At 52.5% G+C, this 23,013-nt stretch carries 38 protein-coding genes; 26 read left to right on the forward strand and 12 right to left on the reverse strand.

The features are described 5' to 3' along the window. The coding region (locus Q1A69_RS04940) for a hypothetical protein (protein ID WP_299581997.1) at positions 1 to 3,051 on the forward strand (3,051 nt) is incomplete at its 5' end. A gap of 333 nt (positions 3,052 to 3,384) precedes the next feature. Beyond that, positions 3,385 to 4,362 (forward strand): site-specific integrase, encoded by a 978-nt coding sequence (locus Q1A69_RS04945; RefSeq protein ID WP_299582000.1) that lies wholly within the window; start codon positions 3,385 to 3,387, stop codon positions 4,360 to 4,362. A gap of 34 nt (positions 4,363 to 4,396) precedes the next feature. Here the strand turns inward: Q1A69_RS04945 and Q1A69_RS20340 are convergent, their stop codons facing one another. The 11 genes from Q1A69_RS20340 to Q1A69_RS04995 all read right to left on the reverse strand — a co-directional run bounded on the left by Q1A69_RS20340 (position 4,397) and on the right by Q1A69_RS04995 (position 8,291). Continuing rightward, complete coding sequence (locus Q1A69_RS20340) at positions 4,397 to 4,666, reverse strand: AlpA family phage regulatory protein (protein WP_366525551.1); 270 nt, start codon at positions 4,664 to 4,666, stop codon at positions 4,397 to 4,399. Positions 4,667 to 4,687: 21 nt separating this feature from the next. Further along, positions 4,688 to 5,602 carry a hypothetical protein gene (locus Q1A69_RS04950; RefSeq protein ID WP_299582002.1) on the reverse strand — a complete coding sequence of 305 codons (915 nt, stop codon included), beginning with the start codon at positions 5,600 to 5,602 and terminating at the stop codon, positions 4,688 to 4,690. Then, a complete protein-coding gene (locus Q1A69_RS04955; RefSeq protein WP_299582004.1) occupies positions 5,599 to 5,856 on the reverse strand; it encodes a hypothetical protein in 258 nt (85 codons plus the stop codon). The genes Q1A69_RS04950 and Q1A69_RS04955 overlap by 4 nt, the downstream gene beginning before the upstream one ends. Beyond that, positions 5,853 to 6,299: a hypothetical protein gene (locus Q1A69_RS04960; RefSeq protein WP_299582006.1), complete on the reverse strand. Its 447-nt coding sequence runs from the start codon at positions 6,297 to 6,299 to the stop codon at positions 5,853 to 5,855. Before Q1A69_RS04960 ends, Q1A69_RS04955 begins: the two co-directional genes overlap by 4 nt. Before the next feature lie 67 nt (positions 6,300 to 6,366). Beyond that, a complete protein-coding gene (locus Q1A69_RS04965) occupies positions 6,367 to 6,636 on the reverse strand; it encodes a hypothetical protein (protein ID WP_299582009.1) in 270 nt (89 codons plus the stop codon). Positions 6,637 to 6,721: 85 nt separating this feature from the next. Further along, a complete protein-coding gene (locus Q1A69_RS04970) occupies positions 6,722 to 7,009 on the reverse strand; it encodes a phage antirepressor KilAC domain-containing protein (protein ID WP_299582012.1) in 288 nt (95 codons plus the stop codon). Further along, on the reverse strand, positions 7,006 to 7,164 hold the full coding sequence (locus Q1A69_RS04975; RefSeq protein ID WP_299582015.1) for a hypothetical protein: 159 nt from the start codon (positions 7,162 to 7,164) through the stop codon (positions 7,006 to 7,008). Before Q1A69_RS04975 ends, Q1A69_RS04970 begins: the two co-directional genes overlap by 4 nt. After that, complete coding sequence (locus Q1A69_RS04980) at positions 7,164 to 7,472, reverse strand: DUF6378 domain-containing protein (RefSeq protein ID WP_299582018.1); 309 nt, start codon at positions 7,470 to 7,472, stop codon at positions 7,164 to 7,166. The genes Q1A69_RS04975 and Q1A69_RS04980 overlap by 1 nt, the downstream gene beginning before the upstream one ends. Beyond that, the gene (locus Q1A69_RS04985) at positions 7,469 to 7,771 is read right to left on the reverse strand and encodes a hypothetical protein (protein WP_299582022.1); all 303 of its coding nucleotides are present in this window, start codon (positions 7,769 to 7,771) and stop codon (positions 7,469 to 7,471) included. Before Q1A69_RS04985 ends, Q1A69_RS04980 begins: the two co-directional genes overlap by 4 nt. Beyond that, the gene (locus Q1A69_RS04990) at positions 7,768 to 7,953 is read right to left on the reverse strand and encodes a hypothetical protein (RefSeq protein WP_299582025.1); all 186 of its coding nucleotides are present in this window, start codon (positions 7,951 to 7,953) and stop codon (positions 7,768 to 7,770) included. The genes Q1A69_RS04985 and Q1A69_RS04990 overlap by 4 nt, the downstream gene beginning before the upstream one ends. Next, complete coding sequence (locus Q1A69_RS04995) at positions 7,950 to 8,291, reverse strand: LuxR C-terminal-related transcriptional regulator (protein ID WP_299582028.1); 342 nt, start codon at positions 8,289 to 8,291, stop codon at positions 7,950 to 7,952. The genes Q1A69_RS04990 and Q1A69_RS04995 overlap by 4 nt, the downstream gene beginning before the upstream one ends. Before the next feature lie 150 nt (positions 8,292 to 8,441). On the opposite strand from Q1A69_RS04995, the gene Q1A69_RS05000 reads away from it, so the two are divergent. Beyond that, positions 8,442 to 8,900, forward strand: a complete 459-nt coding sequence (locus tag Q1A69_RS05000; RefSeq protein WP_299582031.1) for a hypothetical protein — start codon at positions 8,442 to 8,444, stop codon at positions 8,898 to 8,900. Between the two features lie 52 nt (positions 8,901 to 8,952). Here Q1A69_RS05000 and Q1A69_RS05005 read toward each other — a convergent pair whose 3' ends face one another. Beyond that, positions 8,953 to 9,819, reverse strand: a complete 867-nt coding sequence (locus tag Q1A69_RS05005; RefSeq protein ID WP_299582034.1) for a S24 family peptidase — start codon at positions 9,817 to 9,819, stop codon at positions 8,953 to 8,955. Between the two features lie 110 nt (positions 9,820 to 9,929). On the opposite strand from Q1A69_RS05005, the gene Q1A69_RS05010 reads away from it, so the two are divergent. The 23 genes from Q1A69_RS05010 to Q1A69_RS05120 all read left to right on the forward strand — a co-directional run bounded on the left by Q1A69_RS05010 (position 9,930) and on the right by Q1A69_RS05120 (position 23,006). After that, positions 9,930 to 10,199 carry a YdaS family helix-turn-helix protein gene (locus Q1A69_RS05010; protein ID WP_299582037.1) on the forward strand — a complete coding sequence of 90 codons (270 nt, stop codon included), beginning with the start codon at positions 9,930 to 9,932 and terminating at the stop codon, positions 10,197 to 10,199. 241 nt (positions 10,200 to 10,440) lie between these two features. After that, entirely contained in the window at positions 10,441 to 11,319 is an 879-nt protein-coding gene (locus tag Q1A69_RS05015) for a helix-turn-helix domain-containing protein (protein ID WP_299582040.1), read from the forward strand. A 26-nt stretch (positions 11,320 to 11,345) separates the two neighbouring features. Further along, positions 11,346 to 11,591 carry a hypothetical protein gene (locus Q1A69_RS05020; protein ID WP_299582042.1) on the forward strand — a complete coding sequence of 82 codons (246 nt, stop codon included), beginning with the start codon at positions 11,346 to 11,348 and terminating at the stop codon, positions 11,589 to 11,591. A gap of 49 nt (positions 11,592 to 11,640) precedes the next feature. Further along, positions 11,641 to 12,027, forward strand: a complete 387-nt coding sequence (locus Q1A69_RS05025) for a hypothetical protein (RefSeq protein ID WP_299582045.1) — start codon at positions 11,641 to 11,643, stop codon at positions 12,025 to 12,027. A 218-nt stretch (positions 12,028 to 12,245) separates the two neighbouring features. Continuing rightward, positions 12,246 to 12,623, forward strand: coding sequence for a D-Ala-D-Ala carboxypeptidase family metallohydrolase (locus Q1A69_RS05030; RefSeq protein WP_299582048.1), 378 nt, complete (start codon positions 12,246 to 12,248; stop codon positions 12,621 to 12,623). Then, positions 12,623 to 12,991, forward strand: coding sequence for a 3TM-type holin (locus Q1A69_RS05035; RefSeq protein WP_299582051.1), 369 nt, complete (start codon positions 12,623 to 12,625; stop codon positions 12,989 to 12,991). The genes Q1A69_RS05030 and Q1A69_RS05035 overlap by 1 nt, the downstream gene beginning before the upstream one ends. Next, entirely contained in the window at positions 12,988 to 13,191 is a 204-nt protein-coding gene (locus Q1A69_RS05040; protein WP_299582054.1) for a holin, read from the forward strand. The genes Q1A69_RS05035 and Q1A69_RS05040 overlap by 4 nt, the downstream gene beginning before the upstream one ends. Then, a complete protein-coding gene (locus tag Q1A69_RS05045; protein WP_299582056.1) occupies positions 13,191 to 13,616 on the forward strand; it encodes an HNH endonuclease in 426 nt (141 codons plus the stop codon). The genes Q1A69_RS05040 and Q1A69_RS05045 overlap by 1 nt, the downstream gene beginning before the upstream one ends. A 95-nt stretch (positions 13,617 to 13,711) precedes the next feature. Continuing rightward, positions 13,712 to 14,179 (forward strand): P27 family phage terminase small subunit, encoded by a 468-nt coding sequence (locus tag Q1A69_RS05050; RefSeq protein WP_299582058.1) that lies wholly within the window; start codon positions 13,712 to 13,714, stop codon positions 14,177 to 14,179. Beyond that, entirely contained in the window at positions 14,176 to 15,900 is a 1,725-nt protein-coding gene (locus Q1A69_RS05055) for a terminase TerL endonuclease subunit (protein ID WP_299582062.1), read from the forward strand. Before Q1A69_RS05050 ends, Q1A69_RS05055 begins: the two co-directional genes overlap by 4 nt. Next, positions 15,897 to 16,106 carry a hypothetical protein gene (locus Q1A69_RS05060; RefSeq protein ID WP_299582065.1) on the forward strand — a complete coding sequence of 70 codons (210 nt, stop codon included), beginning with the start codon at positions 15,897 to 15,899 and terminating at the stop codon, positions 16,104 to 16,106. The genes Q1A69_RS05055 and Q1A69_RS05060 overlap by 4 nt, the downstream gene beginning before the upstream one ends. Next, complete coding sequence (locus Q1A69_RS05065) at positions 16,096 to 17,313, forward strand: phage portal protein (RefSeq protein WP_299582068.1); 1,218 nt, start codon at positions 16,096 to 16,098, stop codon at positions 17,311 to 17,313. The genes Q1A69_RS05060 and Q1A69_RS05065 overlap by 11 nt, the downstream gene beginning before the upstream one ends. Further along, positions 17,306 to 18,010 (forward strand): head maturation protease, ClpP-related, encoded by a 705-nt coding sequence (locus Q1A69_RS05070; protein WP_299582071.1) that lies wholly within the window; start codon positions 17,306 to 17,308, stop codon positions 18,008 to 18,010. Before Q1A69_RS05065 ends, Q1A69_RS05070 begins: the two co-directional genes overlap by 8 nt. Beyond that, complete coding sequence (locus Q1A69_RS05075) at positions 18,010 to 18,489, forward strand: hypothetical protein (RefSeq protein ID WP_299582074.1); 480 nt, start codon at positions 18,010 to 18,012, stop codon at positions 18,487 to 18,489. Before Q1A69_RS05070 ends, Q1A69_RS05075 begins: the two co-directional genes overlap by 1 nt. 95 nt (positions 18,490 to 18,584) lie before the next feature. Further along, positions 18,585 to 19,757 (forward strand): phage major capsid protein, encoded by a 1,173-nt coding sequence (locus tag Q1A69_RS05080; RefSeq protein ID WP_299582077.1) that lies wholly within the window; start codon positions 18,585 to 18,587, stop codon positions 19,755 to 19,757. Positions 19,758 to 19,814: 57 nt separating this feature from the next. After that, positions 19,815 to 20,372 (forward strand): hypothetical protein, encoded by a 558-nt coding sequence (locus Q1A69_RS05085; RefSeq protein WP_299582079.1) that lies wholly within the window; start codon positions 19,815 to 19,817, stop codon positions 20,370 to 20,372. Next, entirely contained in the window at positions 20,369 to 20,680 is a 312-nt protein-coding gene (locus tag Q1A69_RS05090; RefSeq protein ID WP_299582082.1) for a head-tail connector protein, read from the forward strand. The genes Q1A69_RS05085 and Q1A69_RS05090 overlap by 4 nt, the downstream gene beginning before the upstream one ends. Further along, entirely contained in the window at positions 20,665 to 21,003 is a 339-nt protein-coding gene (locus Q1A69_RS05095; RefSeq protein WP_299582084.1) for a phage head closure protein, read from the forward strand. Before Q1A69_RS05090 ends, Q1A69_RS05095 begins: the two co-directional genes overlap by 16 nt. Before the next feature lie 9 nt (positions 21,004 to 21,012). Further along, positions 21,013 to 21,492 (forward strand): HK97-gp10 family putative phage morphogenesis protein, encoded by a 480-nt coding sequence (locus Q1A69_RS05100; RefSeq protein WP_299582087.1) that lies wholly within the window; start codon positions 21,013 to 21,015, stop codon positions 21,490 to 21,492. 2 nt (positions 21,493 to 21,494) lie between these two features. After that, positions 21,495 to 21,866 carry a DUF3168 domain-containing protein gene (locus Q1A69_RS05105; protein WP_299582090.1) on the forward strand — a complete coding sequence of 124 codons (372 nt, stop codon included), beginning with the start codon at positions 21,495 to 21,497 and terminating at the stop codon, positions 21,864 to 21,866. A gap of 12 nt (positions 21,867 to 21,878) precedes the next feature. Further along, the gene (locus Q1A69_RS05110) at positions 21,879 to 22,352 is read left to right on the forward strand and encodes a phage tail tube protein (protein WP_299582093.1); all 474 of its coding nucleotides are present in this window, start codon (positions 21,879 to 21,881) and stop codon (positions 22,350 to 22,352) included. Between the two features lie 10 nt (positions 22,353 to 22,362). Beyond that, a complete protein-coding gene (locus Q1A69_RS05115) occupies positions 22,363 to 22,722 on the forward strand; it encodes a phage tail assembly chaperone family protein, TAC (protein ID WP_299582096.1) in 360 nt (119 codons plus the stop codon). A 20-nt stretch (positions 22,723 to 22,742) separates the two neighbouring features. Beyond that, the gene (locus tag Q1A69_RS05120) at positions 22,743 to 23,006 is read left to right on the forward strand and encodes a hypothetical protein (RefSeq protein WP_299582099.1); all 264 of its coding nucleotides are present in this window, start codon (positions 22,743 to 22,745) and stop codon (positions 23,004 to 23,006) included. Positions 23,007 to 23,013 lie beyond the last annotated feature (7 nt).

Here is a 23,013-nt window from a genome sequence, read left to right on the forward strand (position 1 = left end):
AGCGCCGACAGTGTCAGCGGCGGTGCCAACCACGGCTGGAGCCTGACCGCCACGGCCAATCAGGTGGTGCACAACGGTGTCACCATTACCGGCGCGGAATCTTTGAGCGCTGGTAACGGCCGCCTGAGCAGCAGCGAGGATGACCGTTACGCGTTCAACGCCGACGCCGATCAAGTCACCGTCGACAGCATGGTGTTCGCCAACCTCACTAATATTGCCGCCAGCGGCAGCGCCGACAGTGTCAGCGGCGGTGCCAACCACGGCTGGAGCCTGACCGCCACGGCCAATCAGGTGGTGCACAACGGGGTCACCATTACCGGCGCGGAATCTTTGAGCGCTGGTAACGGCCGCCTGAGCAGCAGCGAGGATGACAATTACGCGTTCAACGCCGACGCCACCGCAGTTACCGTCGACAGCATGGTGTTCGCCAACCTCACCAGCATTACCGCCGACGGCAGTGCCGACAGTGTCAGCGGCGGCATCAATCACGGCTGGGCCCTGACCGATCAAACCAATCAGGTGGTACACAACGGGGTCACCATTACCGGCGCGGAATCCCTGAGCGCTGGTAACGGTCGTCTGAGCAGCAGCGAGGATGACAATTACGCGTTCAACGCCGACGCCGATCAAGTCACCGTCGACAGTATGGTGTTCGCCAACCTCACCAATATTGCCGCCGGCGGCAGTGCCGACAGCGTTAGTGGCGGTGCCAACCACGGTTGGAGCCTGACCGCCACTGCCAACCAAGTGGTGCATAACGGCGTACTTATCACAGGAGTGGAGTCCTTCAGTGGTGGCGCGGGCAGCTTGGACGGAGGGGAATTTGTCGATACGTTTACCCTGTCTAAGAGCAATAACAGCACCTTGATTCAAGTGGATGCTATGAGCTTCACCGGACTCAATTCAATTGATGCAGCTGGAGGCTCAGACACGGTTGCCGGCGGAAATGATATCAGCGGTGAAGACTGGGTTCTGGGAGCAGACAGCGGCAGTCTCGCTGTTGCCGGAGTGATCTTTGAGGGAATCGAGAAGGTTACTGCGGATGATGTGGCGGTGGATGCGGCTACTAATAATCAGGCCGATACTTTTGAATTGGCAGCATCCGGGCAGTCTCTCAAGGTTCGCGGCATAGCGTTCTCTTCTGTTGCCAGTGTTTCTGCGGGTAGCGGCAGCAGTGAAAGCGATAAGGTTCAGAGTGATGCCGCCACCTGGCAGTTGAGCGGGGCAAATGCGCTGGAGGTTAATGGTGTCCAATTTAGCGGCATCGATATCGCAGAAGCCAACAATGCGCAGTTGTACGGTACGGAGGGGAATGATGCCTTAACCTTAACCGAGTCTGGTATTTCTACAGCCGGAATAGCGTTTACTGGGATTAAGAAAGTCAGCGCTCAAGGTGGTACAGACAAGCTAACTGGCTCTGATGGCAATGATACTTTTACCCTGGCCTCGAATGGAGACATCACCGCAGCCGGTATTCTCTTTACCGGGCTCGAAAGTGTGGATACTGGTGATGGTGAGGATACGGTTAACGCCGCTGGTAGCGGCGCGAGCTGGACCTCTACTCGTAATGGCAATTCTCTAGAGAATGGCACTGCTCAAGCGACGGTAAACGGCCTGACTGTTTTGTTCGACAGTTTGGAGTTGGTTCAAGGGGTGGGCAGCTATATCGGCCAGGATATCGGCAGTACCTACGTGTTCGATAGCGTCAATAGCATGACGGTTGCCGGGGTGAGATTTGCGGACCTGAAGAGCCTCAGTGGTGGTAGTGGTAACGACACAATCGAGGGCGCCAATATTGACGCTGCTTGGGATATTAACGATTCACAACATACGGTAAAAGGCGGCGGCGAAACGCTGGTATTTAGCGGAATTGAATTGATCGAAGCGGGCAGTGAAAGGGATACCTTTAATCTGGGTGGCGGTGAGCTGACCTCTATAGATACCGGCGCCGGTGATGATAAAGTCATTCTATCCGGCACTTCCATTGGTAGCCTCTCTCTCGGAGAGGGAGATGACTACGTACAAGTGGATGTGGACAGCACTGATGCAGTAGCGCTCTCTGGTGGTGCTGGGCGCGACTCCTTCCAGTACAATCTGGGCGGAGATACCTGGCGAGTAAACTCTTCTGGTAACCAGGTAGGCAATTTTGATTTCTCCGGTTTTGAGCTGCTGGATAACACCTCTGACAGTCTCACTCTGGAAACTGATCTTACTTTTAATTTTGAAAACGGCGGAGTCAATTCCGGCAGTTTCAATGAAAACGGAGCGGGCCTGAAATTCACTAATAGTGGTATGCGCCTCGGTTACGATGGCACCGGGGATATCAATGTGCTGAGCAGTGCCAAAGGCACAATAGGCGGTAGCCTCAAGGCCAAGCATGCTGACTTGGTTGTCAGCGGTGATGTAAATATTGAGTCTGATGTCGATGCCTTGGCTATTTCCACTTCTGGGCCCGATATCGATATTACCGTTCTGGCAAAAGATGATTTACTAATTGATGAAATCAATGCTGGCCGCGGTAATGTCCAGCTGACCAGTGCTGGGTTTGGTGATCTCACCGCCGAGACCTACGGTGATACGCATATTACTGCGGGCAATGTCACTCTGGGCACCGATACTCAGTTCTGGCGCATTATCGGTAGTGAACTTACACCGCTGCGTATGGATGTGACTACTAATGTGGAAATTGTTTCTGCCTCTTACTATGAGCCAGAATTTATTGGCCAGGTGCCGAACTTCACCAGTAAGGGGGATGAACTGCAATCTATTGCCGGTGCGCAGGCGTCGCAGGGGCTGCGTTCCGCAATTCAAAATGGTGTTGAGGATTTCACTCAGGTTGATCCGGCCATCTTCAGTGCGGTGAAGCCCTACAGCAGCGGGGTCGATGCGCTGAACTCCCCGGAAATGCGCCTCAGATCTGGGGAGCTGTTGCCGGCAGCGGCACTCTCCGGGGCGGAGGACGGTGAAGATTCGGAATTTGATGCCAGGCTGGAGGAGAATCAGGATGTCACCGCTGACTTCCGCGAGCAGGAGGTGCTGGCATCTAACTGAAACTGGGGCTGACGCAGCGCATTAATATAACCGGCTCTATTTTTGGGCCGGTTTTTTTGTGGGCCTTTATCCAGCAAATAGGATGGGGCTTTTGAGATGGGAATTCGGTAACCCACAACGAAAAAAGGCCGACTCTTTCGAGTCAGCCTTTTTGGAATTGGTGCCCAGGAGAGGACTTAGGGCCACTTTTCCCGGTAGGGCCTATGGGCGCCAGTCAGCTCCAAATTATTGATTTTATTGAATATTTAAGATTTATTTTCCCTTTGTGGTTGTCAGCGGTTTGCAGCTGGTAGCAAAATACTGCACCAGATTTGCACCAGGGAGTAAGGGAGCATGGCGACGTTAGCTAAACGCGGTAAAGCATGGCGCGCTCAAATAAGGCTAAGAGGCCATTCTGTTAGTGGCACCTTTGACACTAAAAGACAGGCTCAGGAATGGGCGCAGGATACCGAATTTCAGATACGACAGGGAACCTACGGGAAGCCACAGGCTGGAACTTTTGGCGACCTAATGCAGCGTTTCGCTGAGACAGTATCACCAGGCAGGGCTGGGGCTAGATGGGAGGCGATCAGGCTCAATAAGCTTCTGGCAGATCCCATATCCCTAGTGCCATTATCAGAACTCAAGACACAGCATTTTGCTGAATTCCGAGACCGGCGCCTTACCTCTGTTTCTCCGGGGTCCGTAAATCGCGAAATCAACTTACTGGGCGCCGTGTGTCGTTATGCGTTGCGCGAGTGGCATCTACTAGATCACCACCCAATCCAAGGGCTTGAGCGACCCAAAGACCCACGACCACGGGATCGCCGCATTAGCGATAATGAAAAGGATCGAATCCTTAGAGCCCTGGATTGGCGAGAAGCTGCGCCCCAAAGCCGGGGCCAGGAAGTTGCTTGGGCGTTTTTAGTGGCTTTAGAGACGGCATTAAGGCTTGGAGAGATACTGGCATTAACCCGCGCTGATCTGGATTTGCCGGGGCGATTTGTCACTGTGCAGACCTCAAAAAACGGGGATAAAAGGCATGTGCCACTATCCCGGCGAGCGGTGGAACTGTTTAGTATGGTGGCGGATAGCTCGGGAAGTTTCTTGGAAGTTGGGCGGGATGTGGCAAGTGTTCTTTTTCGTCGCGCTCGCATAGATGCTGAAATTGAGGATTTACGCTTTCACGATTCTAGACATGAAGCGTTGACGCGGTTAGCCAGAAAACTCGATGTGTTGGATTTGGCGCGTATGGTTGGGCATCGAGACCCACGCTCTTTAATGGTTTATTACAACGCTACGGCTACAGAGATTGCATCGCGCCTAGATTGAACCGAGTTCTAGGCGCAATGAAGAACCACGGTCGTTAAGCTACCGCCCGTGGTCTGCCAGGTCCAGATCTCCTTGAGGGTCTCTGTTTCTTGGCCCATTCGCGGACCTCCTCAGATACCCACCTGCGCCCACTCACCCCGCCGATTTGGACTGGCTCGGGGAATTGGGGTTTAGCAGACAGCCTGAACACGGTGGACTCACTACAGCTTAAATAGCTTGCGATATCTTCGCTGGTCCAGAGCCGGGCATTTGCTCCGCGAAGTGCTTCGGTGATGGTATCGACAATTTTTTCTAGTTCGCTCATTTTGAGAGGGCTCCTTTCCTTTTAACTTTGCACCAGGGCAAACCCCTGGCCGTTGCGTGTGAGTGCGCCTGCTTGCTGCAGGGCGTCGAAAACGGGTTTAACGGTTCTGTATCCGCCGGTGATGCCGTTGCTAATGTTGCGCAACACTGGCTCATTACCAAATTCACCGGCGCGGATACGTTGGGCGAGTTCCTGTTGTTTATCGCTGAGGTGTGCGATGTAGGCTGGCTGTTGTTCTGCTGTTTCGGCCTGTTGCAACAGCGTTGCAGACCGTTTAGCAACTGTTGCAGCGGCGTTAAACGCGAGCAATGCGACTAGTCCCACTATGTCTGTGATGATGGCGAGCGCGAGGAAGCCGATATGCTGAAGCCGCGCGGGGTCTGCGTTTAGGGTGTTGGCGAGGCTATTAAAGGCGCTGTGTGTGTTGGCGGTTTGGCCGGTGGTGGATAACTTTCCTATCAGCTGGGTGCGCTCAGTCTCCAGTGTGGATAACTGCGCTGCGGTATGAAGGGCGCGCTGGCGGTAGCCGTTGTTGGCGTCGGTGTTGATCAGGCCGTTTAGGGTGTTGATCTGCTGTTGCAGGCTGTTGAGCTGCTGTTGCAACGCTTGGTATTCATGGCTGTTGCGGGTGCTGCGCTGCTGCTGCTCCTCGCTGTGGGTGGCGAGGAATCCAACCGTTGCAACAATGCTGATCACTACCAGCAGTGGCCAGAGGCAGAGCAGGGCGTAGCCGCTCTTTTGCCCTTGGCTGCACAACCAGAGGCCCAGCGGGGCGAAGCTAAATTTACACAGCTCCAGGGCCACCGCAGTGGCACCGGCCACCAGCTGTCCGCCCAGACCTGCGGGCATGGATATCCACAGCTGCACGGTGAACGCTAGGCTGGTGCCGCAGAAGATTAGGGCAGCGATGCCGGTGAGGGATTGCCAGAGCTTCACTTGGCCAGCTCCAGAAGTTCTGCGTTGATTTCTAGATTGTCTAAGGCATTAAGACATGCTTCATCAGCAGTAAAGCCCTCTCCTTGAGCAATGCACCTTCCTGATCTTGGGGTTTCAAATAGCCATGCTATCCAGCCTGTCGTTCTGGTTCTGGAAATTCCTGCATGTAAAAGCGGGTAATGATTTTCCAATTCCATAGCCTTACTCAAAAACATGGATGCGCTATTTATTTTTGATTTTTTTTCCATGTTCATGCGGCTCTCCCTTTTTCCTGCTTACGATTTGGCAGAATCTCTGCTTGCCAGCCGTGGTCCTTGTAGTGGTTGGGGTTGGCCTTGCTTTGGATGGTGTCCAGCTCTGGGCGCACCAGCTCGGCCAAATCGTTTAGGCGGACTCCGCGCGCCTCGAACTCCGTTGAGTCGCTGTAGAACTCACCTTCTGAGCTCTCGCATTCGACAAATACCGTTACCAGCCAGTGGTGTTGCCAGTTGAGGATTTCGTGCTGGAGCTTGGCGCGGGCGATATCACCCACAGCACCGCGTTGGCGTCGATGACTGATTTTTAGAATGGGGTCGCCCTCTGTATCCAGACCAGTACTGCTACGAGCAGAAAGGAGTAAGCCGGGCAGCCAGTGGTTTACCTTTCGGGCGTGTTGGGCCTGCTTGCTCATGGGTTTGCGGGGTTTACGTTTGGCCATTCTCTATTCCTCAATCTCCTCTACCCACTTAGCCCGCACTGGGCGGGCTTAGATCGGTATTTAGTGTTCAGCAGGCCTGGGGCTGACCGGTTTCAAATAACCCAGTAGGGCAAGTCTTATCTTTCCGTTCTTTCAACTTTCCATCCACCACGCTGTAAATCTTTGCGGTGTCTGTTTTCTTGTCGAATATCTGTACCCAGCTGGTGAAAATATCGTTTTTGGCAATTTGTGTTGCCACTTCAAAGGCTTCTTTTTCTGTGTGGTATGACTGCTTAAAATCTATTACGCCACCCATCATTAGGTTGTAGGCGCCGCTAAATAGAGCGTATCGTTTCATTGGTTTCTCCCATTTTTAAAATGGGCTCCGTACCGGCAGCCCTAACGGTTACAGCTGACTGATGCGCCTGGGCGCGGTTAAATTTTTAGCTGGCTTTGGGTATGGGTTTGTCTTCAACAAGGTCGCGAATCCAGACCATGCCTTTGGCAGTTACTTTGGTGGTGATGTACTGCACTTTTACCGGGCCACGGTAATATTCATCTGCTTCGGCAATTAGCAGTTGCTGCGAAACTGCTTGTTTTGTAGGTGTGTTGCGCATGGGTTCGTGGTTATGCAGCAAGCCGTTTACCCGCATTAATTTCAGCAGGGTATTTCTACCCAGTTTCACGGTTCTGGCGGCCTGGGTGATGGTGAAGGTTTTTTCTTTTCTCACACTACCTCCTGGTCTTCTTGTTGTGGGGCTTGGCTTTGGGTGGTTTTAGTGAGGGCTGCGATTTGTTCGCGCATTCTCTCCATTTCAATCTTGTGCAGCTTTACCTTGGTCAGTAGTTCTTCGTACAACTCTAAGATTCGGCTGAGCTCATTCATTAGGTAGCCCTGGCTTTTGCGGCGGCTTCGCCGGCTAGGCCAAAATAGGCTGCGCCGTCTTCATAATCGTCCGCCACAAATACGCCGCAGCTTGCGCGGGATTGTTTGAGTAGCACCATAAACATCCAGCCGTGTTCCTCGGTGAGGTCGGTTCCGTACAGGGCATTAAATGCCTTTACGGTTTTGGCCATGGAGCGCTCGCCCTGTTCGCTATCGCGTTGCTCTGCACGGTCGCGCATGTGCTGGGCGCCGTTTTCCAGAAAGGCGGGGGCGCTGTAATCCGATGGTGTAAATTCTTTTGTGCTCATGCGGCTTCCTTCCTTTGAATTTCCAGGTGGTTCCATTCGCGGTAGAGGGCGTGAAACTTTTTCTCACCATCCGCAATGACGTTTTGCGGTGCTCTGCCGTGGTAGCGCAGGTTGATTACGTTGAGTGCGTGCTGGAAGTTGTCGCCATCCAGTAACGAAAGATTTGCAACGGGGACTGAAAAATCACTGCTATTCCAGGCGGAAAGTAAAACCTGTGCGGCAATTTCGCTGGCACCTGAGTGTCTGCCGGCGACCCTGAGCAGGGTTTCCACGCTCTGGGTTGGGCTGAAAGTGTTCATGCGGCATCCCCTCCAAATGGGGGCCAGTCGTTGTTATGCGATGGCCGTGCAAAGGAGGGTTTTGGCTGTACTAAGCGAATGTGCGCTTTGCGGTCGGCACTGGCGATATCGATGCGGCGCTTAAGCCGGTCGATATTGTTTTTGCTCATAGCGGTTGGATGTACAAACACGGTGGCGGTCATGCGATTCCCTCCCGGTTATTGCGGATGCGAATAGTTCGAACTGTGGGGCGGCGTTGGATGCGGGTGCGCAATTGGTCTTGTGCATCGGCACCGATGCCGCTGAGTACGCAGGCGAGCAGTGCGAATTGAATTAATCCGTGCTTTACCGCTTTGGCCACTGCGTCTGTGCTGTTGCGGGCGTGCAGCTTGTAGAAGCATTCGGCCAGCAGGTTGGTGACGTTGGTGACGGAGCACCGCATAGCCTGGGCGGTCTCGCGATTGGATAGCCCTCGGGCGCGATGTGTGAGCGCTTCGGCCTGGCGTGGGGCCAGTGGTCTGAGGTGCTTGGCGGTGTCCATTTGAGTGCCCTGTCCTTGGTTTCTTTTAGATATTAGCTTTCTAATATTTAAAGTCAACAGAATATTCGCAATAGGATTGAATTTTGAGGTGTTTTGCGCATGGGTTGCACCTTGATATTCTTGGGGCGCATTTATCCATGGAGGACAACAATGAAAACACTAGGGTTTGGGGTGGTTTTGCTGGCGGTAGGCCTTGGGGGCTGTGCGATGACTTATGAGGCGCCAGATATAAGTAACAAGCCGTTCTCGACGGTACATTTGTCTAGTAAGCAAGACATCCTTGAGCAGGCCGAGCAGGCTTTGCTGTTGGAGGGGTTTCAGATTCAGTCTTCAGATTTGAAGTCTGGCTATATCTCCACATCGCTCAAGAATTGGAGGCTGACACCTGAGCAGGCTAGTTGCGGTAAGACTATGGGGATTGATTACCTCAAGGATAATCGGACTAAGACCGAGGTGGCCTTTAATGTTGTGGTGAATGATCAGGAGGTGATTATTCGCTCAAATATTCAGGGTGAGTATAAGCCGGGAGCAGCCACGCAGGATATTACGTTAACTTGTGTTTCTCGTGGTGTGATTGAGGCTGAAATTGCAGAGAAGATACTTTTCTAGGTTGTTTTGAGTGCTTCAGGAGAGCCCGCAGTTGCGGGCTTTTTTGTGGGTGCTATTCGGGGCTGAAAGAGCCAATGATAACGCCGCAGAATGTTACTTCTTTGCCGGTGATGTCCATAGGTGAATAGGTTGGATTGATGGGGTGTAGGTAGATATGGCCCATATCTTCCGCGTAGGTTTTGAAGGTTGCCTCGCCATTAAGCTTGGCGATCACGCGGCAGCCATTTACCAGGGGTTTATCTGGGTCTACAAAAATGATGGTGCCTGGTGGGTAGGACTTTTGACCAGGGTAGGGGCTGGTCATGCTATCGCCCTGTATGCGTAATGCATAAGTACGGTCTGAGTGTTTAACCGGGCAGGGCATCCAGTCTTCTGCATCGCCAGGCTCGAAAATGTCAATGGTCTCGCAAAATTCCCCCGCTTGTACCCAGCTAATTAGCGGTACGCGGCCTTGTATGCGTGGGCCTGGGCTTACATTGCTGCCAAAGGTGCCTGCTTCTTGTGCTGCTGCGTCGTAGTCCAGTGAGCCTAGGGGAAGCTCCAGCCCGGTTTCGATCTTTCTGGCGGCTCGGCTACTGATGGAGCGCTTTTCATTGAAGATGAAGTGAATGTAGCTTTCCAGTTCGGGAAGCTTTTCCTTTAGCCCTTCCACTCCATATTTATCAAGCAGCGGATCTAAGTTCTTGCGGCGAATCTCTTCTATCAAGGGGGGGCGCATTGCGCCTTTGCCAGTGGCCAGCCAAATAGGATTGACATTTAAGTATAGGGCAACCTGAGTAAGAAACCGGGAGCCGTAGGACCGTCCACTTTCCAGGTTTGAGTATGAGGACTGTGTAATGCCCACGTCCTCTGAGACCTGCTTTTGTGTCTTGCCGGCAGCTTTTCGGGCCTCTTTCAGTCGGTCCTTTAGGTCGGTCACATGGGTGTTCCATTGGTGGTTACTTGGGCACGTATGTTATTAGTTGCGCTGTATCCAGCATAATTCGTCTTTCGGTTGACCTAATATCGATAAGCTAATACTCTCTAGTCATGAACAAGCTAAACCGGGTCGAAATGGCCGTCAAAAAGCTGATCGAGCACTTTGGCGGGCAGCAAGCAGCTGCCAAAGCCCTAAAGGTCAGTCAGTCTACTATCAGCAACTTAAAGCGTGGAAAGCAAGGTGCTTCAGCCACACTGGCTCTGCGCGCGGAGCGGGAGGCAGGTGGCCTGGTTCGGGCTGTGGATCTTTGCCCGGAATTGGCTGAGCTTTTTGAGGCTGCTGATCAGCAAGGAATTCCAGAAATTCGGGAGGCAAGTTAAGCCCGTGCGGGTTTGTGGGTGAAACCAGAATAACGATCATTTTCAAATCCCCATTTTATTGTCCTGCCATTCTGCGGTGAATGAGGGTTGGGATTAATTAGTTGCGGTATATGGGGATTTGTACAGGGTTATCTCAAATAACCACAGGAAGGGCCGGTGAGGGACGCCAACCCGGCCCGCTTTGATGACGGCGGGAAAGACCGCTGACAGCCGGGAAAGACCGGCATTCAATATCTAATCATTGATTTTTGCCAATTCAGGTGGATTTGCTGGAGGGTTAGTTGTGTCTGAAGAAAGGGCTTTTGAGGGGGTTTGGATTTCGGCCAGTTTATGGCTGGATAAATCCTTAACGATGCAAGAAAAAGTGATGTTGGTAGAGATCAAGAGTTTATCCGCTGACCGGGCGAGGGGCTGTTACAAGTCTAACAAGGCGTTTGCCGAGTTCTTTGGGGTTTCTACATCGAGAGTTTCGCAAATCCTGTCCTCGTTAGAGGAGAAGGGCTATATCACTCTCCGCCATAAACGCGAAGGGAAACGGGTTATTTCACGGAATATTTTCCTGTCTGAAGCTTACTCTAAAAACCAGTCTGACCTATTTAGAAAACCTAAAGGGGGGTATTTAGAAAACCTAAACAACCCCGTTAGGAATCCTAAAGAGGGGTATTTAGGTTTCCTAAAAGAGAGGAATACATTACTGAGTAATACAGTAGAGAATAAGACTATTGGGCAACATCCGGAAGTTTCGCAAATTGATCCGATTGAATCCGAGTTTGAGCAACTGTGGAAATCCTACCCAAAACGGGCTGGCGGTAATCCAAAGGGGGAGGCCCTGAAGGTGTATCGCAAGCAACGCAAATCTCACCCACCGGAAGAATTTCAATCAGGGCTGGAACGCTATCGCAGTTACTGTGAGCAAGCCGGAAAAATCGGTACCGAATTTGTTATGCAAGCCAAGAGGTTCTTTGGTGCTGGAGAACACTGGCAGGAAGGATTCATGCCTCCTGTGAATCACCAACAGGGGGCGGGCAATGAGAATCGGAACTCAGGCGCTGTCGGTCGGCCCCAGCAGCGAACACGAGACCGGCCAATCAGTGAGATTCTGACAGATACCAGCTGGTAAATACGAAACATCAAGGAGCGATAGCTATGACCGTTGTGACCCTCACCGAGGCTAAAGAGCGAATTTTAACAACTGCAGCCAGCAGGCCGTTAGCGGCATTCCGCACGAATAATCCGCGCCAGGTGGATCTGGTGTTTGCGAATACGGTGGTCACTCAAATTAAAATCCGGCAAGTGCATGAGGATTATCTGGGTACTTTCCACCGGGATAACCTGCATGTGGCGAGAAAGGTTTTTCAGGAGTATTTCGATAGTTTGCAGGAAGCTGCGTGATTGGTTCGGTTGGTTTGATTTTCCAGTGTGATTTAAGGGGATTTTGCTAATGTCGGAAGTAGGTATTCGTGATCTCTTGTGGGAGTGGGCCAGAGCTTATCCTGAGAGGGCGGGGGATTCTGTATCTTGGCCGCGTATGGCGGCATTTGGCAGGGAGATGATGAGCGGATGCACGGAAATTCCAACGGGGGTTGATTGGGAAAGGGCGGCTAGAACGGATGCTGTGGTGCTCGCTTATCTGAACACGATTACTCGCCGGCAGGACAGGGGGAAGGCAGAGTTGGAGGGAATGGTTTTCTGGTTGAGGTATTACTATCGATGGGAGATGCCTCATGTGTGTAAGAAGGTTGGTCAGGGTAAAACCTGGGTGATTAATATGTGTCGAGTGATTGAGGGGACAGTTGAGGCATTTTATTTGGCGCGGGATGCTGCATAACTGGATTTTAATACAGTGCCAGGCTGTTGACAGTGCGCACGTGCGCACACTAATATGTGCAAAGCTGCTCAGGTTATTGATGCGGCGAACAGAATATCTTTCTAAACCGGCCTTGAGCCGGTTTTTTCGTTTCTGAATCCCTATTTTTCATTGCTCCATCCTCTGCTCTTGGCGGCGCTCTTTTGGGCGCCTTTTTTTTGCTTAAATATTGAGGCCCTATGTTACAGAGCGACTATTTCACTGAGTCGGAACTGGCCTGTCGTTGTTGTGGCAAAAATCATTTCAAAGATGAAACGCTCAGAAGGTTAATCCGAGTCAGAGAGCGATATGGCAAGCCGATGATTATTAATTCCGGTTACCGTTGCCCAGCTCATAACGTCAGATTAAATGCGACCATGACCCATACCACCGGGCAGGCTGTTGATGTTTCCGTGGCGGTTAGCGGGGCGCATAGGCTTATGAAGATTGCTCTGGAAGAAGGTTTCACTGGGGTAGGGGTGAAACAAAAAGGGCCGATCAAAAAGCGGTTTATCCATTTGGATGACCTTGATTCAGTTCCTGGCGAGCGTGCGCGCCCTACCGTGTGGAGCTACTAATGATTTCCGCTATCTCGAATCTGCTCGGCAAGGTCATAGACAAGGCTTTCCCAGATAAGACAGAGGCCAATCGCCTAAAGGCACAGGTAGATGCAAAGTTAATCTCAATGGACCTGGAGGAGTTGAAAGCGGCTACCCAGGTAATCACTGCTGAAGCAGGGGGGGAATCGTGGCTACAAAGAAACTGGCGGCCGGTAACAATGCTCACGTTCGTGGGGCTGATCGTGTTTCATTGGTTGGGGTGGACAGCACCAAACCTCAGCGAGAGCCAGACCCTCGCCCTTCTGGAAATCGTAAAAATCGGCCTCGGTGGTTATGTCGTGGGGCGCAGCGTTGAGAAGGCAGCCATTGCCTGGAAACAGTCATGACACTTCAGGATGCTCTGAGAGAAATAGCGGATAAGGCTGGTTATATGACTGCCATTGGTGCTGGAACTTTTGCTGGATGGCTTGCAAACAACTGGCTTGGACTTGCCGGTGTGCTGATAGCTGCGGTTGGTTTGGCGGTTAATTGGTATTACAACCATAAGCGTTTGAAGCTGCAGGAGCGGCAGCAGGTTGAACCCTAATGCCAGTTAAAGCTAAGCGTTACTGTGCCCGCTGCAAAGCGGCTCATGCTGGGAAATGCCCTAATGCGGTTAATGGTTGGGAGCGATGGCAGCAGCAGAACGGCACCACCACTGAGCGTGGTTATGGTTACAAGTGGCGCAAGCAGGTGAGGCCGTTAGTGATTAAGCGAGATAAAGGATTGTGCCAGATGTGCTTGCCGGCAGGTGTTGTGACGATAGGTACGCATGTCGATCACATTAAGCCGAAGTCTCAAGGCGGTACTAATGAATTGAGCAATTTGCAGCTGTTGTGCAAGCCTTGCCATCAACGCAAAACCGCGCATGAAGGTGGCGGCGCAAGAGGCGTGACCATAGAGGGAACCTACTGGAAGCATGGTCAGGTTCTAGCGATCGGGCAAAAGGGGAGGGGTGGGTTCAATCTCTGAGAGGTGAAAACCCAGACACCGCCGTCCTAAGTCAATTTTTATGCGCGCTGAATTGAATCGAAAAAACCCACTTGGGTATTTTTTAGGTGATTGGTATGGCAGGTAGATATCCTCAGGGTGGAAATGTTGTTAGCCATCCAGCAGCTGAACAGAATGAACAGGCTTCTATTGAAAGAGAAGCTGAACTCAAAGAGCTGGTTAAAGATTTACGGCCGCGTGGAACGACAAAAGAAGAGCGGCGGACTTGGGATCGTGTAGCCCTGGAATTGGCCAAGGTCAATCGACTGAAGCCGCTCTTTGTAGATTATATATACGAGTACTGTCGCACTAAGGTCGAGATGGATGAGCTGCGGCAATACATCGTGGATAACGGGCGGACCTATACCGTTATGGGTCGCAATGGTGAGCAGATAAAGAATCACCCAGAGGTCGGCCAGTTGCGAGAGGTTGCCCGGTTCTGGAATAGCATGGTGGCTCAGCTAGGAATGTCTCCAGCAACTGAGCTTCGTTTTAACGACAAACAGGGAAGCCTGTTTGGTGATGATGACTTTGACCGCTTATGACTTGGGATATTGATCACCTGGCAGATATCAATGCGTACTGCAACGATGTTCTGACTGGCGTGAAGCCCGCGTGTCGGTGGGAAATCCTTTCTGTTCAGCGTCACATTGAAGACCTGCAGAAAGGGGAAGAATTTCCCTATGTGTTTGATGGGGATAAAGCCTTAAAGGTTATTCGCTTTGTTGAGTTGCTGCCTCACGTGAAGGGGAAGTGGGCGGCCGGGCGAGGCGCTGCAAAACGCATTCGCCTTGAGCCCTGGCAAAAATTTATTCTGGGTGCTCTATTTGGCTGGGTACATAGAGATACTGGCCTGCGCCGTTTTCGGATCGCTTATATCTGCGTGCCAAGGAAAAACGGCAAGTCGATTATTGCCGCCGGTATTGCTCTGTATATGCTCACCGAAGATGGCGAGTATGGTGCGGAGGTTTATTGCGGTGCTACTTCAGAAAAGCAGGCCTGGGAAGTTTTCCGACCCGCGCAGAAAATGGCAGAGCGCACACCAGCATTTCGGCGCGCCTATGGCGTGACATCCCATGCACGGCGGTTGGAGTGTGATAAACGAGGCTCTAAACGCCTACCCGATAACAGTCGCTTTGAGCCGGTGATTGGTAAACCCGGTGACGGCGCCAGCCCCAGCTGCGCCATTCTGGATGAGGTTCACGAGCATACCGATGATGTGCTCTACGAAACCATGATTACCGGTATGGGTGCTCGGGATCAGGCAATGCTGTTACTGATAACCACAGCGGGTAACCATGTTGCAGGCCCATGCTATGCAATACAGCAGGATTTGCAGTCGGTATTAGAGGGCAGTATTCAGAATGACGAGCTATTCGGCATTGTCTACAGCATTGATAAGGATGATGACTGGACTAGCGAGCAATCACTGATTAAGGCAAACCCAAACTTTGGTATTTCGGTTGGCAGTGATTATCTGAAAGCGCGGCTTCGCGATGCAGTGCAAAGCCCACGCCAGCAGAACTCATTTAAAACGAAACACCTGAATGTCTGGGTTACCGCCAAGAGTGCCTGGCTCAATATGGTGGAGTGGAACCGCCAAGCCGATACTTCTTTGCAGCTGGAAGATTTCGCAAATGATCCCTGCTACAAGGGTTTGGACCTGTCTAGCAAGTTGGATATCACTTCTAATATCTGTGTATTTGAAAGGATGGTCGAAGGCTATCGCCACTTCTACATTTTTGGCCGCCACTACTTACCGGAAGAACGGATCAGGGAAGACAGCAACAAGCACTATCAGACCTGGGAGCATCAGGGAGTATTAATCCCCACCGATGGCGAAACCATAGACTATGACCAGATTCAATCAGACATTGAAAATGATGTGCGTGATCTGGATGTAAGAGCCCTGGGCTTCGACCCCTGGGGAGCGACACAGCTCGCACAAAATATTCAGGGGCAACAGCCGGAACTGGAAGTGATCGAAGTGCCCCAGAACTATTCCATGTCCGACGCCATGAAAGAGTTTGAAGCCCTGCTTAAAGATGGCCGTATACACCACGATGGAAACCCAGCATTAACTTGGATGATGGGCAATGTGGTCGCCAAGGAGGTGGACGACGGCAAAAAGATCCGACCCGTTAAGGGAGATCGCGAATCAAAAATTGATGGCGCCGTGGCAACCCTGATCGCCTTTACCATCGCGCTCACTGGCAAAGAGCCTACAACCAGCGTCTACGAAACCCAAGGCATCCGATTCCTATGAAAAATCATACCCCAGACCTGATCGCCCTTATCGGCCTCGGGCTGCTCGCCTATGGGCTGTGGAAAATCAATCACTCCCTGGCGCTCTGTGTCGTGGGTGGTTTATTGATAGCTTTTGGTTTTTTGGTTGCCTGGCGCAATGCTCGGTCCGCTTCGATGGAGGAATTTATAAAAGCCCGCACGGAGAAGGTAAACAATGCTCGGTAATCTTTTTCGCGCTGAGACCAGCACCTTGCAGGACCCCAGTGATGAACTATGGGATGCACTGTGCGGGCCTCAATCTGCTGCCGGAAAGGTAGTCACTGCAGACACCGCCATGCGCGTGGCTGCGGTGTATGCCTGCGTGCGTATTCTCTCGGAAACGGTCGCCGCGCTACCGTTTAACCTCTATCAAAAAACAGCAAAGAATAATCGCGAGGTGGCCAGCAAGCACCCCCTACAAATGCTGCTGCACGATTTGCCCAATGAGGAAATGACCTCAATGGATTTCCGCACCCAGCTGATGGCCGCATTGCAGCTGCGTGGCAATGCCTTTAGCGAAGTGGAGCGGGACCGCGCCGGGCGTGTTCACGGCGTCTGGCCAATTAACCCGGATAAGGTGTGGGTGGGGCGCTCAGAGAAAACCAAGCGATTATCTTTTGAGATCCACGACGGGGATATGCGCACGCTAACACCGCAGCGCATGTGGCGAGTTGCCGGCCTATCCACCAACGGCATTATCGGTCTCTCGCCAATTAGCCAGGCCCGCGAAGGTATCGGTCTATCTTTGGCATTGGAAGAGCACGGCGCAAGGCTGTTTTCTAACGGAGCCAAGCCCGGCGGTGTGCTACAGGTGGAAGGTAAGTTATCAGATCCAGCCTATGCGCGCCTGAGGAAAAGCTGGAGCGATCGGCACCAAGGCGGGGCCAACGCCCACCGTGTGGCCATCCTGGAAGAGGGCACCAAGTGGAATCAGATTGGCATGAGTTCCGAGGATGCCCAGTTCCTCGAATCCCGAAAATACCAGCGCAGCGAAATCGCCTCTATGTTCGGTGTGCCGCCGCACATGATCGCCGACCTGGAAAAAGCCACCTTTTCCAATATCGAACATCAGTCAATTCAGTTCGTTGTGTATAGCCTGCTGCCCTGGCTCAAGCGTATCGAGCAGAGTATTTTCCGTGATCTGCTTTCCCCAGTGGAACGCCGCGAATACTACGCAAAGCATAGCGTCGAAGGGCTGCTGCGCGGAGACTCCAAATCGCGCTCCGAGTTTTACAAGAACCTGTTTAATTCAGGGGCTATCAGCATTAACGATATGCGCCGTCTGGAAAATATGAACAGCATTGACGGCGGTGATCAACACTGGCTGCAGCTGGCGATGGCACCAATCACTCAATCCCGTGAACCCAGCAGCTCAGGAAGCAGCAATGACTAAATGGTTTGAAATCAAAGCGCAGACCGACAGCGCCCCCGCTGAAGTGTATATCTATGATTACATCGGCTATTACGGCGTGGAAGCCAAAGCATTTATCGATGAGCTGAAAGCGCTGGATGCGGATGAAATTGACTTGCGCCTCAATACCCCCGGCGGCAGCGTATTTGAAGGCAACGCCATTTATAACGCCCTCAAGCGCCATAAAGCCAAGATCACCACCTATATCGATGGACTCGCTGCTTCCATGGGATCAATCATTGCACTGGCTGGTGAAAAGGTAATCATGGCCGATAATGCTATGTACATGATTCACAATCCCTGGACCACCGCTTATGGTGATTCTCGCGAGTTGCGAAAAACAGCCGAAACCTTGGACAAGCTGCGCTCCTCCATGCTCAACGATTACCACCAGAAAACGGGTATCGAAAAAGAAGAGCTGATTGCGATGCTCGATGGGGAAACCTGGCTCACCGCCAGCGAGTGTGTGGATAAAGGCTTTGCTGATGAAACCGTCGAAGGGTTGCAGGTGGCCGCCAGCTTCAGCCCGGATAAATTCCAAGGCTACCAGAAAGTACCCACCAAGCTGATTGCCGCAGCGGCACCGCCACCGGCAAAACCGAAGCCCAAAGAAGAGCCCTACAACCACCGAACCCCGCTCTATGCGCGTTTAACTGAAATTCAAACCAGAGCCTCATAATGATCAACGTCATAATCGGTCCACCTTGTGCGGGGAAAACTACTCACATCAGCAATGTAAAACATGATGGTGATGTGGTGGTGGATTTTGACCAGCTGGCACTGGCATTGGGGTCTGAAGTTTCTCATGGCTCTGAAGGCGCAGTCCGTTCGGTAGCCTTTGCGTGTAGAAATGCGGCAATTGATGAGATTTTGGCGGGGCTTGATAGCAATTCCTGGATAATTCACTCTCGTCCAAATGAGGAGCTGTTGCAGCGATATGTTGAAGCTGGAGCAGCATTCACTGTTATTTCGCCGGGCCTTGATGTTTGCCTCGAAAGAGCGGAGGGCGATGGCCGCCCTGAAGGAACCGAAGAGATTATTCGTGATTGGTATGAAAACCCGCCGGATATTCCAGGGTATACCCATGAGGGCAATCAAGCCTACAACCACAGAACCCCGCTCTATGCACGTTTAACTGAGATCGCCGCCAGAGCCTAACCCTATTGCGAGCAGGAGCGCGCCGCGCTTCTCGCAACCACAACCGGCCACTGAAACCAGTGAGCCGGTTTTTTTATGCCTAACCGGAGAGCACCATGAGTAAATTACTCGACCTACAACAGAAGCGCGGCCAACTGGCAGCCTCCATGCGAACCTTGGTGGATAGCGTCGATGCCGCCAAGGGCATGACCACTGATCAGGAAAGCCAGTGGAAAACCATGAATGATGATCTGAATGCGCTGGACAAGCAGGTCGAACAGCTGGAAAAAATGGAGCAGATTGAGGCGCGTTTGGGTGAAGTGCCTGAACCTGCACGGCGGCCAGAGCCCAATGCCAACGCCACAAAAAATCCGCTGGAAACCGACGAATATAGAAATAACTACGAGCAATATATTCGCGGCGGTATGACTCCGGAGATTCGGGGCGCGCTAACGGTGGGCACTGAAGAGAAAGGAGGAATTTTAGTCCCGATTGAATGGCGCAAAGAGTTAATTGAGTCTCTGACAGATGCTGTGGTTATGCGGAATATCTGTACCGTGATTTCAACCAGCAGCACCACAACGCTCCCCTTACTGGCAGATTACGGAAGTGCCGGCTGGCTAGACGAAGGTGCCCCTTATCCAGAATCTGATATTGAATTTGGTTCTGGAGTGCTGGAAGCCTGGAAACTTGGAAGAATTATCAAGGTTTCTGAGGAGCTTTTAGAAGATAACCAAATTAACTTGGCGTCAGAAATTGCCCGAATCTTTGGCCTTACTTTTGGCATTGCAGAAGATGAAGGCTTTATCGTTGGTAATGGAACTAAAAAAGCTACCGGCGTATTGGAAACTGCAGAAATCGGCAAGGTAGCAGCAAGCGCAACGGCGTTCACCTACCAGGAAATTATTGATCTAATTTACTCCGTGCGTGCCGTTCACCGCAAGGGCGCAAGCTTCCTAATGGGCGATAGCACTACTGGAATGATGCGTAAATTGACTTCTACAGAGGGTGTTCCTCTATGGCAGCCCAGCTTGCAGGCTGGAGAGCCTGATACATTCCTTGGCTACAAAATACATACCAGCGAAGCAGTGCCAAACGTTGCTACTGGAAATAAATCCATGGCCTTCGGTAACTTCAAGCAATATCGAATCGCTGACCGTGGCGGAATCATGATGCAGCGTCTCGACGAAAAATACGCAGATAGCGGTCATGTGGGTTTCCGTATGCGCAAGCGTGTTGATGGCAAGCTGCTAATTCCTGAAGCAATTAAGACTTTGCAGCAAGGTTAATTCACCTCTTAAAAGCCCGGCCCCGTGCTGGGTTTTTTTATGTCCGGAGCACAATAAATGTCGGCAAAATTCAAACTAATCCTGCTCACCAGCATGGTTACAGTCTCGGAAAGTTACGTCCCCGGTGATGAAATCGAGGTGGGCAATGATGAGGCTTGGCAATTGCTCAATGAAGGATTGGCCGAGCCTAAAAAGAAAAACCAGAAAGCGCCACAAAAGCCGCAGCGAGTGCTGGAGGCGGAAGCGCGCGCAGAGACGGAGAAGCAGCGCCAGGCAGAAATACAGCTCCCCTGCATACACCCCGAGGGCAAAGAGCTAAACGAAGCCCTGGTCAAACTGGCTGCGCGGGATAAAGAGTCGAAACAGCAAGCCGATGAAATCGCTCAACTGGAAGCCAAGCTCACTGCGGCTGAAGAGCAGAACAGCCAGCTGAGTGAACAACTGGCTGGGCGGCATCAGCAGATCCTAGAGATGACCGATCTTACCGAGCAGCTGGAAAGCAAAGTGGCTGCTCTCGAAGAGGTTTTATCTGAGCTGGATGATCAAGATGAGGCCGGGGTCCAACCGCAGCAGCCGCAATTCCTAGAAGACCCAGCCCCGGAGAACGCCCAGTGATCTTTTCCCTAGATTTTATCAAGCGGCACCTGCGTGAGCCGCCTGAAGAAGAGGATACCTATCTCACTTCGCTGAGCGTGGCTGCAGAGCAAACCTTTAACAGCTACACCGGCCTTATTTTATATGCCGCTGATGCGGACCTCATTGAGGCACCAGAAAACGCCATCGCAGTCACCGAGGAAATCGAACTCGGTGCAGCGGTGCTGGTGGCCTGGCTTTACGAAAACCGCGAGGGGGATGTCAGTAATGATCAATTGCCGGTCCCCACGCGCTTACTCTGGAATCCTCACCGATGGCTAAACGTGTAAATAAGCTGGGGCGTTTGCGTTACCGCGTCACCCTGCAAAAGCCTACGCGGGTGCGCAATAGCGAATCTGGAGATTTCGAAGACAGTTGGGCCGATATCGACACCGTTTGGGCCAGCTTCGACGCGCTCAGTGCCAGCGAGTTTATTCAGGCCAGTGCAGAAACCTCTGAGCTTGTGGGGCAGATGGAAATCTTCAAGCGCTCCGATATCGATACCCAGTGCCGTGTGTTATGGGATGGCAGCACCTACGAGATTAGCGGAATCCTACCGATTCCCGAACGGGGCCGCCTGCGGTTGATGGTCAATAGCGGCGTGCGCCCATAGGGGAAAACCATGGATATGAAATTTGATCTTCACGGTATGGATGAAGTGATTGCCGGATTGCAGGCACTTGAAAAAGATGTAAAGAAAAAGGCCGCGCGTTTTGCCCTGCGCAAAGCGGCAATGCTGGTTTTGAATGAGGCTGTGGGCAACGCTAAACGAGTGGATGATCCCCTTAGTGTTTCGGTGATTAGCGAGAATATCGCCCTCCGATTTGATAACCGGCACTTTAAAAACACCGGCGAATTGAAATTCCGCGTGGGCGTGTTGGGTGGAGCTAACCCCAAGCAGAAGAAGTTCAGTGAGCATTTGCCGGGCGGCGGCACCCAGCACTGGCGCCTGCTCGAATTTGGCACCGAGCATATACCCGCACAGCCGATGATGCGCCCGGCGCTCTCAAGCAATATCGACAATGCAACCGCAGAATTTGCCCGTGAGCTGGATAAGTGGTTGCAGCGCTACACCAGACGCATGGCTAAAGCGGGGAAATAACTGTGCTGGATCTTCCTGTTTTTCGCTTGGCAAAAGCCAGTAGTGATGTTGCGGATGTGCTGGGCGAGGGTGATGACTGCCGTGTCTATCCCTTCGGCGAAGCGCCGAAAAATGTGGCTCACCCCTATGCGGTTTATCAACTGATTGGCGGGCAGCCGCAAAACTATTTAGCAGAGTCGCCTGATGCAGACAGCGCCCTGGTGCAAATCGACGTTTATGGCGGCAGCCCTTCAGCGGTACGCGCAGCGGTAAAAGCGCTCGCTCAGGCCGTAGAGAGCGGTGGCTATATCACTCGCTGGGGTGCCAGAAGCCGTGACCCCAAAACCCGAAACTACCACATCGGTTTCGATGCTGAATTCTTGATTGAACGCTAATGGAGAACCCCAATGTCCCAATTTTCTCAGGGCACCAAACTGTATTTTATCGACCCGGCGGATGACTCTGTTCAAACGCTCACCGGCGTCACTTCTTTCAATCCCGGCGGCAGTCCCGCCGACCAGCTGGATGACACTTCCCTGGAAGACCTGGATAAAAAGTTTAAGCGCGGTATGCGCACACCGGGCCAAGCGTCGGTGGGCCTGAAAATAAACTCTCAAAATGCAGTCCATAAGCGCCTGCACGCGCTGTCCCAGGATGACACGGTGGACAATATAAAGTGGGCGGTGGGCTGGAGTGATGGCACCGAGCCACCTACGGTCACCGACAGTGATTTTGTCCTGCCGGATAGCCGTACCTGGTTCACCTTCGATGGCTATGTGGCCGACTTCCCCTTTGATTTCCAGTTGAATTCCTTGGTGTCTGGTGAAATGTCGATCCAGCGCAGCGGCGGTTCTGCCTGGACTCCGAAAGCTTCAAGCTAAGGGCTAAGCCATGGAATTATCTATTGAGTCCCTGCAGCAGCAGGGCGCCTTCTCTGGCGCGCCGGTTCAGCGTTCCATTACCTGGCAGCAGGGCGAACAGGAGTTAACGGCGACGGTGTATATTCGCCGTCTGTCCTATTACAGCGCGGTCAATGATGTGGCGGCACTGCGCGGTGAGGGCGATGTGATCGCCGGGCGTATTGCCGCCTGTGTTGTCGATGCCGCGGGCAAACCGGTCTTTACCCCGGCGGATATTACCGGCGAGGCAGACCCGGAGCGCGGGCCGCTCAATGCAAACCTCACCCAAGCACTGCTACTGGAAATCGGTGCGGTCAATAACCTGGGAAAGACACCCAGCTCAGCGACCTAGACGAACTCTGGCACGAGCTGGTGCTGAATGGCATCGGCGGTTGCACCATCGCCGAGGCCCAGCAACGGCTCAGCTATGAAGAGGTTCAGCGCTGGGCACTCTACCGCAAGAAGCGCGGCTCCCTGCATCCGGGCATGCGCACTGAAAGATCCACGGCACTACTCGCCACTCTCTATGCCAATACCCACCGCGGTAAAGGCAACCCCGTAAAAATCACTGACTTTATGCCCCATGAGGAAGAGCCGGAATTGTCGCTGCAACAGGCGATGAAAACCTGGCAATAGGATTGCT

This window comes from uncultured Microbulbifer sp. (genome assembly GCF_947498635.1).
Taxonomy (GTDB): domain Bacteria; phylum Pseudomonadota; class Gammaproteobacteria; order Pseudomonadales; family Cellvibrionaceae; genus Microbulbifer; species Microbulbifer echini.

Coding starts and splice junctions, on each gene's coding strand:
- Q1A69_RS05050 (WP_299582058.1), top strand. CDS start 13,712: ATGGCAGGTAGATATCCTCAGGGTGGAAATGTTGTTAGCCATCCAGCA.
- Q1A69_RS05095 (WP_299582084.1), top strand. CDS start 20,665: ATGGCTAAACGTGTAAATAAGCTGGGGCGTTTGCGTTACCGCGTCACC.
- Q1A69_RS05085 (WP_299582079.1), top strand. CDS start 19,815: ATGTCGGCAAAATTCAAACTAATCCTGCTCACCAGCATGGTTACAGTC.
- Q1A69_RS05065 (WP_299582068.1), top strand. CDS start 16,096: ATGCTCGGTAATCTTTTTCGCGCTGAGACCAGCACCTTGCAGGACCCC.
- Q1A69_RS05055 (WP_299582062.1), top strand. CDS start 14,176: ATGACTTGGGATATTGATCACCTGGCAGATATCAATGCGTACTGCAAC.
- Q1A69_RS05020 (WP_299582042.1), top strand. CDS start 11,346: ATGACCGTTGTGACCCTCACCGAGGCTAAAGAGCGAATTTTAACAACT.
- Q1A69_RS05045 (WP_299582056.1), top strand. CDS start 13,191: ATGCCAGTTAAAGCTAAGCGTTACTGTGCCCGCTGCAAAGCGGCTCAT.
- Q1A69_RS05100 (WP_299582087.1), top strand. CDS start 21,013: ATGGATATGAAATTTGATCTTCACGGTATGGATGAAGTGATTGCCGGA.
- Q1A69_RS05115 (WP_299582096.1), top strand. CDS start 22,363: ATGGAATTATCTATTGAGTCCCTGCAGCAGCAGGGCGCCTTCTCTGGC.
- Q1A69_RS04990 (WP_299582025.1), bottom strand. CDS start 7,953: ATGACCGCCACCGTGTTTGTACATCCAACCGCTATGAGCAAAAACAAT.
- Q1A69_RS05035 (WP_299582051.1), top strand. CDS start 12,623: ATGATTTCCGCTATCTCGAATCTGCTCGGCAAGGTCATAGACAAGGCT.
- Q1A69_RS05030 (WP_299582048.1), top strand. CDS start 12,246: ATGTTACAGAGCGACTATTTCACTGAGTCGGAACTGGCCTGTCGTTGT.
- Q1A69_RS05000 (WP_299582031.1), top strand. CDS start 8,442: ATGAAAACACTAGGGTTTGGGGTGGTTTTGCTGGCGGTAGGCCTTGGG.
- Q1A69_RS05110 (WP_299582093.1), top strand. CDS start 21,879: ATGTCCCAATTTTCTCAGGGCACCAAACTGTATTTTATCGACCCGGCG.
- Q1A69_RS05010 (WP_299582037.1), top strand. CDS start 9,930: ATGAACAAGCTAAACCGGGTCGAAATGGCCGTCAAAAAGCTGATCGAG.
- Q1A69_RS05040 (WP_299582054.1), top strand. CDS start 12,988: ATGACACTTCAGGATGCTCTGAGAGAAATAGCGGATAAGGCTGGTTAT.
- Q1A69_RS05025 (WP_299582045.1), top strand. CDS start 11,641: ATGTCGGAAGTAGGTATTCGTGATCTCTTGTGGGAGTGGGCCAGAGCT.
- Q1A69_RS04960 (WP_299582006.1), bottom strand. CDS start 6,299: ATGGCCAAACGTAAACCCCGCAAACCCATGAGCAAGCAGGCCCAACAC.
- Q1A69_RS04985 (WP_299582022.1), bottom strand. CDS start 7,771: ATGAACACTTTCAGCCCAACCCAGAGCGTGGAAACCCTGCTCAGGGTC.
- Q1A69_RS05060 (WP_299582065.1), top strand. CDS start 15,897: ATGAAAAATCATACCCCAGACCTGATCGCCCTTATCGGCCTCGGGCTG.
- Q1A69_RS04945 (WP_299582000.1), top strand. CDS start 3,385: ATGGCGACGTTAGCTAAACGCGGTAAAGCATGGCGCGCTCAAATAAGG.
- Q1A69_RS05070 (WP_299582071.1), top strand. CDS start 17,306: ATGACTAAATGGTTTGAAATCAAAGCGCAGACCGACAGCGCCCCCGCT.
- Q1A69_RS04980 (WP_299582018.1), bottom strand. CDS start 7,472: ATGAGCACAAAAGAATTTACACCATCGGATTACAGCGCCCCCGCCTTT.
- Q1A69_RS20340 (WP_366525551.1), bottom strand. CDS start 4,666: ATGAGCGAACTAGAAAAAATTGTCGATACCATCACCGAAGCACTTCGC.
- Q1A69_RS04955 (WP_299582004.1), bottom strand. CDS start 5,856: ATGAACATGGAAAAAAAATCAAAAATAAATAGCGCATCCATGTTTTTG.
- Q1A69_RS05075 (WP_299582074.1), top strand. CDS start 18,010: ATGATCAACGTCATAATCGGTCCACCTTGTGCGGGGAAAACTACTCAC.
- Q1A69_RS05080 (WP_299582077.1), top strand. CDS start 18,585: ATGAGTAAATTACTCGACCTACAACAGAAGCGCGGCCAACTGGCAGCC.
- Q1A69_RS04965 (WP_299582009.1), bottom strand. CDS start 6,636: ATGAAACGATACGCTCTATTTAGCGGCGCCTACAACCTAATGATGGGT.
- Q1A69_RS04995 (WP_299582028.1), bottom strand. CDS start 8,291: ATGGACACCGCCAAGCACCTCAGACCACTGGCCCCACGCCAGGCCGAA.
- Q1A69_RS04975 (WP_299582015.1), bottom strand. CDS start 7,164: ATGAATGAGCTCAGCCGAATCTTAGAGTTGTACGAAGAACTACTGACC.